18 protein-coding genes are annotated in these 13334 nt (G+C 47.2%); 6 read left to right on the forward strand and 12 right to left on the reverse strand.

The annotated features are described in order from the left end of the window. The 4 genes from AB5903_RS16280 to AB5903_RS16295 form a co-directional block, all read right to left on the reverse strand. On the reverse strand, positions 1–817 hold an 817-nt coding region (locus tag AB5903_RS16280), incomplete at its 3' end, for a lytic transglycosylase domain-containing protein (protein ID WP_368118033.1). 38 nt (positions 818–855) lie between these two features. Continuing rightward, entirely contained in the window at positions 856–1581 is a 726-nt protein-coding gene (locus tag AB5903_RS16285) for an SDR family oxidoreductase (RefSeq protein WP_272710945.1), read from the reverse strand. Positions 1582–1590: 9 nt separating this feature from the next. Continuing rightward, positions 1591–2001, reverse strand: a complete 411-nt coding sequence (locus tag AB5903_RS16290) for a secondary thiamine-phosphate synthase enzyme YjbQ (protein ID WP_005654607.1) — start codon at positions 1999–2001, stop codon at positions 1591–1593. Positions 2002–2013: 12 nt separating this feature from the next. Continuing rightward, on the reverse strand, positions 2014–3888 hold the full coding sequence (locus AB5903_RS16295; protein ID WP_195658497.1) for a PAS domain-containing sensor histidine kinase: 1875 nt from the start codon (positions 3886–3888) through the stop codon (positions 2014–2016). A gap of 344 nt (positions 3889–4232) precedes the next feature. Here AB5903_RS16295 and AB5903_RS16300 point away from each other — a divergent pair, with 344 nt between their 5' ends. Beyond that, positions 4233–4697 (forward strand): MaoC family dehydratase, encoded by a 465-nt coding sequence (locus AB5903_RS16300; RefSeq protein ID WP_005652487.1) that lies wholly within the window; start codon positions 4233–4235, stop codon positions 4695–4697. Positions 4698–4699: 2 nt separating this feature from the next. Then, on the forward strand, positions 4700–4906 hold the full coding sequence (locus tag AB5903_RS16305) for a hypothetical protein (RefSeq protein WP_117955478.1): 207 nt from the start codon (positions 4700–4702) through the stop codon (positions 4904–4906). On the opposite strand, the gene AB5903_RS16310 is transcribed toward AB5903_RS16305, so the two are convergent. Then, positions 4852–5220, reverse strand: coding sequence for a nitrous oxide-stimulated promoter family protein (locus AB5903_RS16310; protein ID WP_005652491.1), 369 nt, complete (start codon positions 5218–5220; stop codon positions 4852–4854). The genes AB5903_RS16305 and AB5903_RS16310 overlap by 55 nt on opposite strands. Then, on the reverse strand, positions 5213–5668 hold the full coding sequence (locus tag AB5903_RS16315) for an N-acetyltransferase (RefSeq protein WP_005652493.1): 456 nt from the start codon (positions 5666–5668) through the stop codon (positions 5213–5215). Before AB5903_RS16315 ends, AB5903_RS16310 begins: the two co-directional genes overlap by 8 nt. A gap of 111 nt (positions 5669–5779) precedes the next feature. Between AB5903_RS16315 and AB5903_RS16320 the strand changes: the two genes are divergently transcribed. The 3 genes from AB5903_RS16320 to nfo all read left to right on the forward strand — a co-directional run bounded on the left by AB5903_RS16320 (position 5780) and on the right by nfo (position 7556). After that, entirely contained in the window at positions 5780–6262 is a 483-nt protein-coding gene (locus AB5903_RS16320; RefSeq protein ID WP_034536163.1) for a PepSY-like domain-containing protein, read from the forward strand. A 126-nt stretch (positions 6263–6388) separates the two neighbouring features. Then, a complete protein-coding gene (locus AB5903_RS16325; RefSeq protein ID WP_005652495.1) occupies positions 6389–6700 on the forward strand; it encodes an MGMT family protein in 312 nt (103 codons plus the stop codon). Positions 6701–6722: 22 nt separating this feature from the next. Further along, a complete protein-coding gene (gene nfo, locus AB5903_RS16330) occupies positions 6723–7556 on the forward strand; it encodes a deoxyribonuclease IV (protein ID WP_005652496.1) in 834 nt (277 codons plus the stop codon). A 137-nt stretch (positions 7557–7693) separates the two neighbouring features. Here the strand turns inward: nfo and AB5903_RS16335 are convergent, their stop codons facing one another. The 6 genes from AB5903_RS16335 to AB5903_RS16360 all read right to left on the reverse strand — a co-directional run bounded on the left by AB5903_RS16335 (position 7694) and on the right by AB5903_RS16360 (position 12745). Next, positions 7694–8992 carry a glycoside hydrolase family 28 protein gene (locus tag AB5903_RS16335; RefSeq protein WP_005652497.1) on the reverse strand — a complete coding sequence of 433 codons (1299 nt, stop codon included), beginning with the start codon at positions 8990–8992 and terminating at the stop codon, positions 7694–7696. A 108-nt stretch (positions 8993–9100) separates the two neighbouring features. Continuing rightward, positions 9101–9493, reverse strand: coding sequence for a VOC family protein (locus AB5903_RS16340; protein ID WP_258998537.1), 393 nt, complete (start codon positions 9491–9493; stop codon positions 9101–9103). A gap of 38 nt (positions 9494–9531) precedes the next feature. After that, positions 9532–9969, reverse strand: coding sequence for a GNAT family N-acetyltransferase (locus tag AB5903_RS16345; RefSeq protein ID WP_005652499.1), 438 nt, complete (start codon positions 9967–9969; stop codon positions 9532–9534). A gap of 84 nt (positions 9970–10053) precedes the next feature. After that, positions 10054–11697, reverse strand: a complete 1644-nt coding sequence (locus AB5903_RS16350; protein ID WP_258998534.1) for an RluA family pseudouridine synthase — start codon at positions 11695–11697, stop codon at positions 10054–10056. Positions 11698–11708: 11 nt separating this feature from the next. Beyond that, a complete protein-coding gene (locus AB5903_RS16355) occupies positions 11709–11930 on the reverse strand; it encodes a hypothetical protein (RefSeq protein ID WP_118086772.1) in 222 nt (73 codons plus the stop codon). A gap of 134 nt (positions 11931–12064) precedes the next feature. Then, positions 12065–12745 carry a glycine zipper family protein gene (locus AB5903_RS16360; RefSeq protein ID WP_272710944.1) on the reverse strand — a complete coding sequence of 227 codons (681 nt, stop codon included), beginning with the start codon at positions 12743–12745 and terminating at the stop codon, positions 12065–12067. A gap of 169 nt (positions 12746–12914) precedes the next feature. Here AB5903_RS16360 and AB5903_RS16365 point away from each other — a divergent pair. Further along, positions 12915–13334 (forward strand): transposase (locus AB5903_RS16365; RefSeq protein ID WP_368118034.1); only part of this gene is annotated, 420 nt, incomplete at its 3' end.

Genomic DNA, 13334 nt, shown 5'->3' on the forward strand with positions numbered 1-13334 from the left:
CTTTATCTTTGGCGAATTGTGCCAGATTGGCTATTCCCGTGGTGACTTTCACTTCGGTGTAAGGGATAGCCGGATATAGGTGTTCACGTTTCATCAAAAAACCGTATTGTTGCGGGTTGCTGATAACAGCTTTTGCTGCCAGCAAGCGGAACATATAACGTGAGGTTTCTTCTACCAGCCAAAGGTCTGCCGCCTGACTCACCATTTGCTTTTGTAACTGTGTGGAGATACGTCCCTGACCGGCATTGTAGGCAGCAGCCACGCAAAGCCAGTTATTGTATTTGGCATAGGCTTCGTTCAGATATTTACAAGCTGCTTTCGTCTCTTTTTCCACATGATAGCGTTCGTCGATGTTATTGTTTACTTCCAGACCGAACTCGCGCCCTGTACCGGGCATGAACTGCCACATTCCGGCAGCGCCGGCGGGCGATTTGGCAAGTGGGTTAAGTGCGCTTTCTATAACGGCAAGGTATTTGAAATCATCCGGTATGCCATTTGCCTTTAGTATAGGTTCTATAATAGGAAAATAACGGTTGGCACGCTTTATGGTGAGCATTGTGGTAGAATGCATATAAGTAAACGACATCAGTTCACGGTCCATGCGCTCGCGGTGGTCGTAGCGTAACAAGTCTACTTCCTGTCCGGCAAAGGCAATCTTGGCGGGTACGGTAGGAGAGGTGACGCAGTAAGGTATTTCCGATTTAACCGACTGTCTTTCAGGATTCAGTACACTGCTGCCAAGGAGAAAAGGCAGCGAAGTGCCTATGCACAAGGAGGCAGTGACTGTGAGTATCATATATCCGGACTTTCTTTTCATCTTGGTTGTTTTTGCTTTTTGGGCGTGAAGATACGAAATCAATTCTTTATCGGCAACCGTTCCCACAGCCAACGTGGAATCATTCGCCAGAAGAATACCAATAGACGATAGCGTCCGTCAATTACTGTCACTCGTTTTTTGTGTTTCAACGCCCGGACGATATATTCCGCCACTTTATCGGCATGCATCAGCATCGGATACTTGCCGTTTCGCAGTAAATCCGTTGCTACGAACCCCGGACGGATGTCGGTGAAGCGGATATTAAGATGCTGCATCCGTGCGAGTTGTGCCAAAGCATCGATGTATGTATTCTGAAACCGTTTGGTGGCGGAGTAGGCAGGTGCGACTCCCAATCCCTTGGTACCTGCTATGGAACTGATTACAGCGATATGTCCGTTTTTTGTCTTTTTGAAATAATCGAAAGCTGCGGTTACCATTCGGATAAAGCCTTCGACATTGGTACGTGCGGTATTCAGTTCTATTTCAGGTTCTAGGTTCCTGTTCTGATAACCTACGCCGGAGCTGAGGAAAAATAAATCCATGCCGCCTAATCGGTCTATCAGTTCTGTAAGGTGTAAGACGGCATTTTCCTTTGTCACATCAAGATGCTGTATCTCTATCTGTTGGGGATTGGCTTGCTGCATGCTTCGCAGGACTTCTTTGCGTCTGCCGGCAATGCCTATGCGCCAGCCTTGTTGCACGAGTATTCCGGCTACTTCCTGTCCGATGCCTGAGGTGGCTCCTATGATGATAGCTTTTTTCATGGGAAGAGATTATCCGATAATGGTTGCTACGATTTTTCTTCCTCCGCCACGGTTGCGGAATTCACAAAGATAAATGCCCTGCCAGATGCCCATATTCATCCGTCCGTTGGTGATGGGGATGGTCAGTTCTGCTCCTACAATGGTAGATTTGGCATGCGCCGGCATATCGTCGTCACCCTCGCAGGTATGTTCGTAGTAAGGCTCACGCTCCTTGACAAGGTTGTTGAAGATAGCTTCCATATCTGTCTGTACATCCGGATCGGCGTTCTCGTTGATGGTTAGTGCGGCACTTGTGTGTTTGATAAACAAGTGCAATAGTCCGGTCGGAGGCAACTGTGGCAAGTTACGTACTATTTCTTCCGTAATCAGATGGAACCCGCGTCGATGGGGGGTAAGGGTAAATTCTTTTTGTATAATCATATTTTCTATTCTTTATTCCATTGGCCGTACTTGGCAAGGAAACACTACTGTGAATGTGCTACCTTTATTTACGGTGGAGGTTACTTCGATTGTTCCGTTCATATGTTCCATGATAGACCTGCAGATAGGCAAGCCCAATCCGGCTCCCTGAATGAAAGCATCAGCTTTTTCGAACCGTTCAAATATTATGCCGAGCTTTTCCTCAGGGATTCCGCGCCCTGTGTCGGAAACGCTTATTCTTGTTTCGGACGGTGTCGTCTCGTACGAAATTTCGACATAGCCCTGTACGGTATTTTTCAGTGCGTTCGATATGAGGTTGCTCAAAACCTGCTTGATGCGCATCGGATCTTGCTTTATCAGGTTAGGAGTTGCCGGGTAGCGTTTCTTGAGCGTTACGCCTTCAGGTACGTTGGGCTGGCATTCGGTGCAACTTTCATCTATCAGGTCGGAGAGGTTGCACCAGACCGGGGACAACTCTATGTGTCCGGCTTCTATCTTCGATAAATCCAGTACATCGTTGATGATGTTCAGCAGCAATTCGTTGTTGTGGTTTATCAGGGAGATGTAATGGTTGCGTTCCTCAGCATCTTCTATATGGGGCAGGAGGCTGGAAAAGCCGATAATAGCATTCAGCGGTGTACGTATTTCGTGACTCATGTTGGCAAGAAAGGCCGATTTCAGGCGGTCTGACTCTTCGGCTTTTTCTTTGGCATCTATCAGCATGGCTTCCGTGGCTTTGAGCCGGGTAATGTCGTAGTTGATACAGATTAGTTCGATACTGTTCCGTTCGGGAGCGTAGGTTTTCACTATCAGGTTGACATGTGTCCAAGTGTAGCTGCTGTCTTCTCTGAGAACACGTACTTCTTTATTGAACTTGTCTTCCATACCTTTTGCTGCATTGTTCAGGAAACCGAGCATGGCGCGCCGGTCTTCGGGATGGATATGTCTGTACACTCCGATGATTCGGGACAGAGGAGTTCCTTCTTGTTCGCCGATATTGATGTACCAGCTGTGTTGGGCATCTCCTTGCCGGGTGAGTAAGTCGTAGTGTGCGTATCCTACTTTGGCATAGTTACCTATCAGTTCGAAGAAACTTTCGAATTCCTGTATCTTGTTGTAGGCTACGGTGGTTTCGGTCTTATCGGCATTAATCAACAGGTAGTTGGCGGGGGTGTGGTTCTCGTCGTACAGCGTGGTTACTTTAGTTACGAGGTCTATTGTACCGGTCCTGATTTGCGGATTGTAGTAAGAACCTACTTTCGAGAAGTCGTAGCGGAATGTGAAATCGGCGTCTTCATATTTTTTCAGTTTCTCTTTCATCTCTTTCGGGAAGATAGGGTTATCAAATATATTGATACCCAGCAAGTCTTCTTTTCGTTGCAGATGAAACATTTCCAATTCCTTATCGTTGAGGTCTGTCAATACTCCGTCTGTATTGTAGACTTCAATGCCTACCGGAAGATGCTTATAGATGTTGTGCAAGAGTTGTTCGCGTTGTCGCAACATCTGTGTGGCGGACGACATATAAGGAGCGTCCTGTATTTCGGCTATGCCGTAAATCTTGGTCTTTCCGTTTTCATCGGTTTTTTGCATACAGATTTTGCTGCGGACCCATGTCGGTCCTTTGACGGTATCAAGCAGATAGACGGTTTCATTCGTCTGTTGTATGTTGTCGAAGGAACGGACGGTAGTATGCGGCTGTTCCTCTCTCAGTATGCGCTTGTTGAAATTTTCAAAACTGATACAACCGCCTTCTTCCAATCCTAACAGGCTGGCGATGGGACCGTAGTATATATAATCGGCATCTTGTATATCGGCTTTCCACCAGCCTATATTGGCATTGTGCATTATTTCTGACAGCAGGTTGTAATCCTTTTCAGCGTCCATACATGGATGTTTAGGGTTGTTTATATTATATGCGCATACAAAAATAGATATAATTCGCAGAAATGGAAAGAAATAGGGAGCGGATGTTTTATTAAAAGTGGTACAATAATGATTTTGTTGAACTTATCTTTGTCTTGGCCTGCGAAACCGTGATGCCAGTTATTGATAAGAGAGCGTGAATTTGCATGCTATTTTGAAGAATGATACGGGTAATAATGAGAGTAATTACCGTAACAACAACCGGAAAAATATGGCTTTTTAATGATTCGCTTGTAATTTATTCGGAGATAAGCGGTATCTTTGTTACCGTTTACAACGCATTTACCCAACAAAACAAAAAATATATGGAAAAAGTTATTATCAATTCGTACGAGGATTTTGAAAAGCTGGTAGGTCAGCAAATCGGTGTTTCGGAGTATGTGGAACTTACGCAGGAACGCATCAATCTCTTTGCCGACGCAACGCTGGACCATCAGTGGATTCACATTGACACAGAACGTGCCAAGACCGAAAGTCCTTTTAAGAGTACCATTGCACACGGTTATCTCACCCTCTCCATGTTGCCTCATCTGTGGAATCAGATTATCGAGGTAAATAACCTGAAGATGATGATTAACTACGGAATGGATAAGATGAAGTTCGGTCAGGCTGTACTTTCCGGACAGAGCATCCGTCTGGTGGCTTCTCTGCATTCGTTGGCAAACCTGCGCGGTGTGGCAAAGGCGGAAATAAAGTTTGCCATTGAGATTCAGGGCGAGAAGAAGAAAGCGCTTGAAGGTATTGCTGTATTTTTATATTATTTCAACTGATTATGCGCAAAATGGTGTGCCCCCAATGCAAGGTGGGGGCATTTTATGTCTTGAACGGGCAGGGAGAGCGTTTGCCCGTATATGTGTCGGACAAAGGCGAGGTCGTACCGAAAGATCCGGCAGCTTCTTTAAAAGGGTATGACCTGGAAGAGGTTTACTGCTTATGCTGTTCCTGGCACGGGACTCCGAAACGTCTGGTGAAATATTGATATATACGCTCTTTCCATAAATGCCTGCACGCTGCGGCCGGATGATAGAGCAGCATGCGCGGTCCGGCATATCGCATGACTTCCTGCATCCGCTTCTTCATCTCCGGCTTGTAGCAATGTACCGGGCATAGTCTGCAAGTTGTTTTATTCTCTCCGAACGGGCAGCGCGACAGGCGCGTTCGTGCGTACTCCAGCAATTCGAGACATTGCGGGCAGAGTTCCTTGTTGCCCTCTTTCCTGCGGCAATAGAGGCGGATCATCTGTTCTACGGTGCGTTGTTCTTGGGCAATGTGTGATTGGCAGGTCTTATTCATCCATATTGCGTTTCAGGTAAACCATATCTTTCAGTTGTTTGCCCGCTTCATAAATGGGATGGTCGTAGTTATCCGTAAAGAAGTCCGGGATGCGGTGGGAATAGGTAAATCCGCAGTTCTCGTAAAATGGAATCGCCAATGGGCTGTCTCCGGTTCCTACGAGCATTGTCCGGCATCTGCCTGCATAATGCCCGAAAAGATACTGTATCAGTTTCTTCCCGTATCCCCGACGTTGGAATTGCGGATAAACGGCAATGTTCTTTATCTCAAAAACATCTTCTGCTTCGCGGGTGACGACACAGGATGCTCTGATACTGCCGTCCTCGGACAACACGAACATTTCACCGCGTTCCAGATAACGGTCTATCATGGTTTCTTGTTCATCGGCCAAAAGCAGCAGGTCGAGGTATTGTTTCTTATTATGGAGCACAGGCTGTATACTTATCATTTCATTGCTGTTTGAACGGGTTTGTATGGCAAAGATAATCCTTATGGGTATAGAACCAAACAAAACACCAGGAAATATTGTTGATTTCCAACATGGAATAGATTAATGGTTATGGATAAAATGAAGTCTTTGTTCTTTTTTTTGACGCTTTGGACATTTTTGCCACTTTTTGCAGGCTATGCTCCTGATAATGTGCAAACTGCCCTGACGAAAATGTATCCTTCCGCCAAAGGGATAGCCTGGTCGCAGGACGAGGAGTATTACGTTGCGGATTTTATGATGAACGGATTTGATACCAAGGTCTGGTTCAATACGGATGCAGAGTGGGTAATGAAGCAAACGGACTGGGAAACCCTGGATGAGGTGCCTGCCGCCGTATTCAACGCTTTTGCAGCCAGTCAGTTTTCGGACGGGGTGGTACAGAATGTTGTTTGGGTGCAATTTCCCAAATGGCAACCTATTGTAGCCATACAGGTGGGCAGGCCGAACGTGCAGATAAAATATCAGATATTGTTTACTCCGAACGGTGAAGTTCTCCGCCAGCAGAATATCACTTACGCTTACAATACGCTTGGGGCAAGTACTTTCCTGTAATCAGACGTGAGATGCCCGGCTGTCGGGTAGGCATCTCATTTCCGTCGCTTGGTATAAAAAACAAGGCTGTGTATTTTTTATACTCTCTGTTTACGCTATCTTTGCCGCAAAGAAAGACTTTATCTTATGAATCGGACTACTTTTCTGCAAGATGTTTACAGTGTTGTTGCCGCTATTCCTGAAGGATGCGTTGTAACCTACGGGCAGATTGCCAGTTTGGTAGGCAGACCTCAGTGCTCGCGTATGGTGGGGCAGGCTATGTACAACGTACCGGAGGAATTGCATTTGCCTTGTCATAGGGTTGTAAACAGCCAGGGCAGATTAGTGCCGGGTTGGACGGAGCAAAGAGTATTGTTGGAGAATGAAGGTGTCCGGTTTAAGACAAACGGCTTTGTAGATATGAAAAAGTCTCAATGGGAATTTATGAAAGAACAATAAACTAACGAATAATAATCGAAATATGAAATTTATAGGTGCACATGTATCTGCCGGCGGCGGTGTGGAGCTGGCTCCCGTCAATGCCCATGGAATAGGAGCGAATGCTTTTGCCCTGTTTACCAAGAATCAGCGTCAGTGGGTGGCGAAGCCCCTGACGCAGGAAAGTATTGCCTTGTTTAAGGAGAATTGCAGGAAATATGCTTTGGAGGCACGTTATATTCTTCCACACGACAGTTATCTGATAAATCTGGGACATCCCGAAGAAGAAGGGTTGGAGAAGAGCCGTGCGGCTTTTCTGGATGAGATGCGACGTTGTGAGGAACTGGGGCTGGAACTGTTGAATTTCCATCCGGGCAGCCATTTAAATAAGATTTCGGTTGAGGCTTGCCTGGACAGGGTTGCCGAATCGATTAATATTACCTTAGGCAAGACGCAAGGCGTAACGGCGGTCATTGAAAATACGGCAGGACAGGGCAGCAATGTAGGCAATGAGTTTTGGCAACTGAAACATATCATCGACCGTGTGGAAGACAAGTCGCGCGTAGGTGTCTGCCTTGATACGTGCCATACGTATACGGCGGGTTATGATATCGTAAATGAATACGACAAGGTTTTCGACGAATTCGATAAGACCGTTGGCTTCGGTTTTCTGCGCGCCATACACTTGAACGATTCGAAAAAAGCGTTGGGTAGCCGTGTAGACCGTCACGACAGTATCGGCAAGGGGCTTATCGGCTTGGATTTCTTCAAACGTTTTATGAAAGACGAGCGTTTTAACGATATGCCGGTGATACTCGAAACTCCGGATGAAACGCTTTGGGCGGAAGAAATCAGCATGCTGCGTAGTTTTGAATAATTGTCCGGAAATAAATGACGCGGGCTTTCGTGGATGTTATTAATTGTATCCACGAAAGTCCGCGTTATTTGTGCCCGAATTATACGATAATGAAGTTTATTCGTTTCTCGTGATGCGTTTGCTGTCTGCTACCTGCATTATTGGTTGACCTTAACGTCCTTCCACTCAAAATTAGAGATAATCTCTTTGTCGCATTGGGCATTCTTTGCCTTGATATTCAAATTCTCGAAAGTGAAATCCTTCAATTCGTATTGGTCGGACTTTCTGACGTTGAAGAATATGTCGCAGCTCAGGCTGATATTGCGCAGCGTCACGTTGTTGGCACGTGAGAGGGGGATGTCCTTGCGGCCTTTGAGGTCGAAGAACTGTGTCCACGGTTTGATGAGCAGCATGCTCTTGGCATCGCCTGTGATGTCTTCCACCAGGATATATTCGTAGTGTTGCGGCGTATCGGGACGCATCTTCAGCCACAACAGGCGCGTGGCATTGCTGATTTTGCAGCGGCGGAGAATGATGTTGCGGTTGTGTATCGACTCGCTGCCGCATGTCAGACCGCTGTGGCAGAAGCCGTACGTGCAGTCTTCTATGATAATGTTGGTGTTGCTGCCGTTATTAGGGTCCTTATCCGCCCACGGGCCTTTGCCGCCTTTCAGTGCCACGGCATCGTCGTTGACGGACATATAGCAGTTTTTCACCAGTACATTGCTGCAGACGTCAATATCGATCGCATCGCTGCTCGGTGCTTTCACCGGGGCGGCAGGAGCGAAAATATGGAGATTCAGCAGCTTTATGTTACTGCAGCGGTAGATATGCGTAGTCCAGAACGGAGAGTTCATGAGGCGTACTCCGGAGATTTGCACATCGTTACTGTTGGAGATGTAAACCAGGCGGGGACGCAACTCGTCCATATTGGTACATTTCGGGATAACCTGCCGGCGCAGCCAGAAAGATTTCCAGTACCTGTGCCCGTTGCCGTTGATTGTGCCTTTGCCGGAAATGGTAAATCCGTTTACTTTGTCGGCATTCACCAGTGCGGCGAAGTATTTCAGGCTTTGTCCTTCTATGCGGGTGTTGACAATGGCGAAGTTGCTGATGTCGTCACTTCCTTTCAGCACTGCACCTTCTTCCATGTATAGATGCGTTTTTGGCTTGAAGAAGATGGAGCCGCTGAGGAATGTTCCTTTGGGGATGATGATAACGCCGCCGCCATTCTCGGCTGCCCGGTCGATGACGGCCTGTATTTTCTCCGTTTGCAGGATTGTACTGTCGTTTGCCACACCGTAATCGGTAATGGTATACTTCTTGCCCAGTGTGTCGATGTTTACGATTTCGTTCTGTCTGAACCAGTCGGGAATAGGCGTGCCGTCGGGGAATTTCTCTTGCCCGGACATTTGCAGGCTGATAAATGCCGTAAATAGGAATGCAATGATTTTCATGGTTTCCGATAAATTTAAAATCTACTTATGAATTATGTTGCAAACATAGGAAACTTAGTGCAATGCCGGACGAAAGACGTTGATTTAAATTCTGTGTAAAATGACTTTTCAGCCTGCTTTGAACACGCATTCCACACGGTTGCCGTCGGGGTCGAGCACTACGCTTTCAAAATATCCGTCTCCCGATGTACGGGGTTCTCCGCTGATGGTATATCCGGCACTTCGCAGCTTTTCCGTCAGTTTGAGAACCTCTTCTTTGCTGTCGAGTGCAAAGGCGAAGTGGGTCAAACCGAGCCTGTTTTCCCCGATGGGAGTATTCTGTACATCGGTACGGCTCATCAGCTCCAGGTCGGCTCCGCAGTCGAAGCGGATAAAGTAGGATTCAAACCCTTTTTGAGGGTTGACGTATTTCTCATTGCTTGTACCTTTGAAGTAACGGATATAGAATTCTTTCATTTCTTCCAGACGGAAAGTCCAGATGGCGATGTGATGTATTTTCATAAGTCAATCTGTTTTTGTTTTATGCAATGCGTGTTCATCTACGGCTTCCATTGCAGGTGTAAAATGGGAAAAGGATTCCCCGAAGGGTCGGTTTCATCTCTTCCGATGAGTTGGAAGCCCATGTGCAGATAGAACCGGTGAGCTTTTTCGTTTTGCTCATTGACGTCCACCTTATAGATATGTTTTTCGTGGAGTGCGTATTGCATCAACTGCTTGCCATATCCTTTTCCCTGTTCATCGGGATGTACAAAGAGCATTTCAATGAGTTCGTCGCTCAGCCCCATAAAGGCAGCGATTTTTCCTTCCCGGTTACGGATGATGTAAAGCTCTACGGCCTGGAAATATTGGTTTCGTACCAATGGCTTGTAGAATTGTATGTTCTCTTCTGTCAGGAAATGGTGGGTACTGCGAACGGAGGCTTCCCATACGGTGAGCAGTTCGTCATAATCTTGCGGGGTGGGTCGAAGGATTTTCATCGGATACTTGTTTTGGGGTTATTAATAGTGATTACTGTTGGTATGAACCTTGGTTACCGGTTATAATCGGTTACTTCATAGAAGTTAGAAGTCTGCTTTTTGAGTGATGCTTATTCTCTTTCCGGTCACCGGATGTGTAAGCTCCAGCATTTCGGCGTGCAGATACAGGCGTTCGGCTTTCCGTCCATAGAGCTCGTCGCCTATGATGGGGCAGTGCAGTCCGAGCGGGTGGGCGGCATGCACCCGAAGCTGGTGGGTGCGTCCGGTGCGGGGATAAAAGGCGATACGGATACGGTTGTCCTTGCGCTCCAGTACTTCAAAGTCTGTTACAGCGGGCTTGCCATATCCGGTATGCACCATTTGCCGGGGGCGGTCGAGCGGGTTCGGGCATAACGGCAGTTCAACCGTTCCCGCATCTTGAGAAACGCTGCCTTGAAGCAACGCAATATAGCGTTTGCCTACACTGCGGTTTTTAAACTGCGCTTGCAGGTTTTGGTGGACCTGCTTGGTTTTTGCAACCACCAGCAGTCCCGATGTAGCCATATCCAGGCGGTGTACAATCAACGGACCGTCCGCATCGGGATACCGCTCGCGCATCATGCTGTAAACGGAAACCACATCTTCCTTGCCGGGTACGGACAACATCCCTGCCGGTTTATTAACCACCGCCAGCCATTCGTCTTCGTAGATAATGTCCAATGTTTTCTTGCCGGACTGCAACTCTTTCAGAATCGGGTTCTCGTCTACTTCAAGACCTTGCAGCATATGTCCCAATATAGGCTCGCACTTGCCTTTGCAGGCGGGATAGTAATGTCCGTGATGCCGTATTTCCGTTTTGGGGGATTCTCCCCACCAGAATTCTGCCATTGCAACAGGCTTCCACCCGTGCAGATAGGCTTGTTGCAACAGCTTGGGTGCGGCGCACTCACCGGCTCCCGCAGGCGGGGTTTTGTGTACGGTCTGCCCGAAGATGTCGCAAAGCGTTTTGACTTCTCCCCGGTAATTCAGCATCTTGAATTGTTCGAACAGTTTTTGCTGCAAGGCGGCAGAACGTTGCTTACGTTCGCTTTTCAATGCCTGTATGCCGGCTTCATAATCGGAAACCGTTTGCTGTAAGGGAGCAATCCGCTCTTTCCAGGCACGTTCTATGCGTTTGTATTCGGCTTTTTGGAACTGACTTTCGCGTATCAGGGCGCTCTCTCCCTCAGGCGTCATTGGAGCACCGTTGGGTAAAGCCGCTTCGCGTCTTCGCTCTTCCCGTTTCTCTTTGGCGCGTTTCATCTGCCGTTTGGCTTCTTCCAGCGTTTCTTGGGCAGTTTGCCGCAGGGCAGCCAGTTGTTGCATTTGCCGTTTGTATTCTTCGTCCTCTTCCAACAGGCCGATGCGCGTGTTGATTTGCGAAATCTGTTCTTCCTCTATCTTGAAGAACCCTTGCGGCTGCAACAGGTCGTAGACCGGCGGTACGAAAAACGGATGCACATTACTGCCCGCCAGTATGCCGGAGAATGCTGCCAGGTATCCTGTTTCACCCTCTTGAGTCCTTACAACCAGAACACCGAACATCTTGCCCTGAGCCAACTCTTCTTTCCACGCTTCCTGCAAACCGAGATAGGCTTGCACCTCTTTCGCTGCTGCCACGCAGAGCGGATGAGGTGTATAGCAAAAAGGGAAAGTAAATCTTTCCGGCAATGGTATGTCTGCTACGGGGGTATGGAAATGGTGCAACATGGCGAGAGGGGTTAATCGTCAATCAAATTATCATTGTCCGTATTGATAATGTAGGGAATGTTGTCATTCTCCTCGTCCGGAACGGGCAGGACATCTTCCGCATCCTTCTGTTGCGGCAAGGGATGCGGATACGCTGATTTCTTTTTCTTCTTTCCGTATTTGCGTTCCCTCTCCCAGGCAGCTTTGCGCGCCTGATACTGTTCGTATTGGTTTTCCAGATAGTTGTCGGCCATAATCTGTCGTTTATAAAGTATTCAACTTTTGCTTTTCAAATACAGAGAATCAGGGTATGCTCTGTATTATTTTCTTCATGCTGTTAAATTTTCTACGTCTCTGTGTTCCGTTTGTATAGACTCCGAAAATTTGTTTATCGCTCGGTGGGAAGTGAGAACTCCTGCCAGTCGTATTGTTGCCCGTTTCCGTCGGCTACGGCCACCCGTATGGTGACATTTCCCGTCTTTATCCGCTCGCCTGCGCTGATGGTGGCGGTGTATTTCACGCCGTTGTGAGGGGCGATTTGTTCTACCATTACAGGTGGTGAAATGTAAATGCGCTTCATACCTGTGGTTTCGGTAATCATCGGTACCACATTATATATAGTCTGTTCACCTTCGTTCATGATTTCGAAAATTACTTTGCTTTTCTCACCCGAACTGATTACGTGGTCACGGCTGTCGTCTATGAAACGGATGTTGCGTATCCTTAGGTTATCGAAGACGCTTGGAGCGGGATACGTTTCGTGCTGCGGCTTGTAGGGCTCCGTTCTTTCTATCCGGTAACCGTATGCCTCTTGTTTGGGGGCAGACACAGCATTTCCAATGGCTGCTCCGGCAATGGTTCCGATAATTGTACCGATGGCCGAACCCCGGTAACCGCCCCGCCAGCCGCCATTATTGTCGCCTATCAGACCGCCGATGGCACCGCCGACATTTCCGCCGATGGCTGCACCTGCAAATATTGCACCGGGATCGCCCGATGCCGTTTGGCTTGTGCCGCAACCCGACAGGATGAGCAACGAAGCGGTTAGCACTCCAATCTGTCTCTTCATATCGTTAAGCTTTGGTTAGTTGTACAAACTTACATAAAAACCTTGGATTTTTATGCCAGTCCAATAAAAAACAAGACCACCTCCCTCTCTTTCGCCTTATTCGTACTCTTGGTACACAATTTTTTGTTATCTTTAGGTCTCCAGTTATTAACCTATAAATTGGCTTATTATGAGACGAGTATGTGGTCTTGATGTTCACAAAGATAGCATTTATATGTGTATCTTGTATGAAAACGGTTCAAAAATCGAATCTGTTTTTGGTGTATTGACTCCTGAGCTGGATAAGTTACGTGATTTGCTTGTTTCTCATCATGTTTGTGAAGTTGCTCTTGAGAGTACAAGTATCTATTGGATTCCAATTTGGAATATTTTGTCTGTTGACTTTAGTCTGAAACTTGTCAATCCTTATTTCATCAAACAGCTTCCCGGTCGTAAAAGTGACGTCAAGGATGCTGAGTGGATAGCTACAGTTCTGCAGAAAGGTTTGATTCGTGGTAGTTACGTTCCGGATCGTATGATTCAATGTTTGCGCCAATATGAGCGTCGCAATCATGAACTCTCCAAAAACATCGTTCATGCGGAACAACGT

It is taken from the genome of Bacteroides sp. 2201st1_D9_2201SCRN_220225, assembly GCF_040928965.1.
GTDB classification, from domain to species: Bacteria; Bacteroidota; Bacteroidia; order Bacteroidales; family Bacteroidaceae; genus Bacteroides; species Bacteroides stercoris.

What these genes read in the sequence shown, in the direction of transcription:
- AB5903_RS16350 (WP_258998534.1), bottom strand. Translation starts at nt 11,697, where the DNA reads ATGTTGCACCATTTCCATACCCCCGTAGCAGACATACCATTGCCGGAA.
- AB5903_RS16305 (WP_117955478.1), top strand. Translation starts at nt 4,700, where the DNA reads ATGCGCAAAATGGTGTGCCCCCAATGCAAGGTGGGGGCATTTTATGTC.
- nfo (WP_005652496.1), top strand. Translation starts at nt 6,723, where the DNA reads ATGAAATTTATAGGTGCACATGTATCTGCCGGCGGCGGTGTGGAGCTG.
- AB5903_RS16300 (WP_005652487.1), top strand. Translation starts at nt 4,233, where the DNA reads ATGGAAAAAGTTATTATCAATTCGTACGAGGATTTTGAAAAGCTGGTA.
- AB5903_RS16340 (WP_258998537.1), bottom strand. Translation starts at nt 9,493, where the DNA reads ATGAAAATACATCACATCGCCATCTGGACTTTCCGTCTGGAAGAAATG.
- AB5903_RS16325 (WP_005652495.1), top strand. Translation starts at nt 6,389, where the DNA reads ATGAATCGGACTACTTTTCTGCAAGATGTTTACAGTGTTGTTGCCGCT.
- AB5903_RS16315 (WP_005652493.1), bottom strand. Translation starts at nt 5,668, where the DNA reads ATGATAAGTATACAGCCTGTGCTCCATAATAAGAAACAATACCTCGAC.
- AB5903_RS16310 (WP_005652491.1), bottom strand. Translation starts at nt 5,220, where the DNA reads ATGAATAAGACCTGCCAATCACACATTGCCCAAGAACAACGCACCGTA.
- AB5903_RS16355 (WP_118086772.1), bottom strand. Translation starts at nt 11,930, where the DNA reads ATGGCCGACAACTATCTGGAAAACCAATACGAACAGTATCAGGCGCGC.
- AB5903_RS16335 (WP_005652497.1), bottom strand. Translation starts at nt 8,992, where the DNA reads ATGAAAATCATTGCATTCCTATTTACGGCATTTATCAGCCTGCAAATG.
- AB5903_RS16285 (WP_272710945.1), bottom strand. Translation starts at nt 1,581, where the DNA reads ATGAAAAAAGCTATCATCATAGGAGCCACCTCAGGCATCGGACAGGAA.
- AB5903_RS16295 (WP_195658497.1), bottom strand. Translation starts at nt 3,888, where the DNA reads ATGGACGCTGAAAAGGATTACAACCTGCTGTCAGAAATAATGCACAAT.
- AB5903_RS16360 (WP_272710944.1), bottom strand. Translation starts at nt 12,745, where the DNA reads ATGAAGAGACAGATTGGAGTGCTAACCGCTTCGTTGCTCATCCTGTCG.
- AB5903_RS16290 (WP_005654607.1), bottom strand. Translation starts at nt 2,001, where the DNA reads ATGATTATACAAAAAGAATTTACCCTTACCCCCCATCGACGCGGGTTC.
- AB5903_RS16345 (WP_005652499.1), bottom strand. Translation starts at nt 9,969, where the DNA reads ATGAAAATCCTTCGACCCACCCCGCAAGATTATGACGAACTGCTCACC.
- AB5903_RS16320 (WP_034536163.1), top strand. Translation starts at nt 5,780, where the DNA reads ATGGATAAAATGAAGTCTTTGTTCTTTTTTTTGACGCTTTGGACATTT.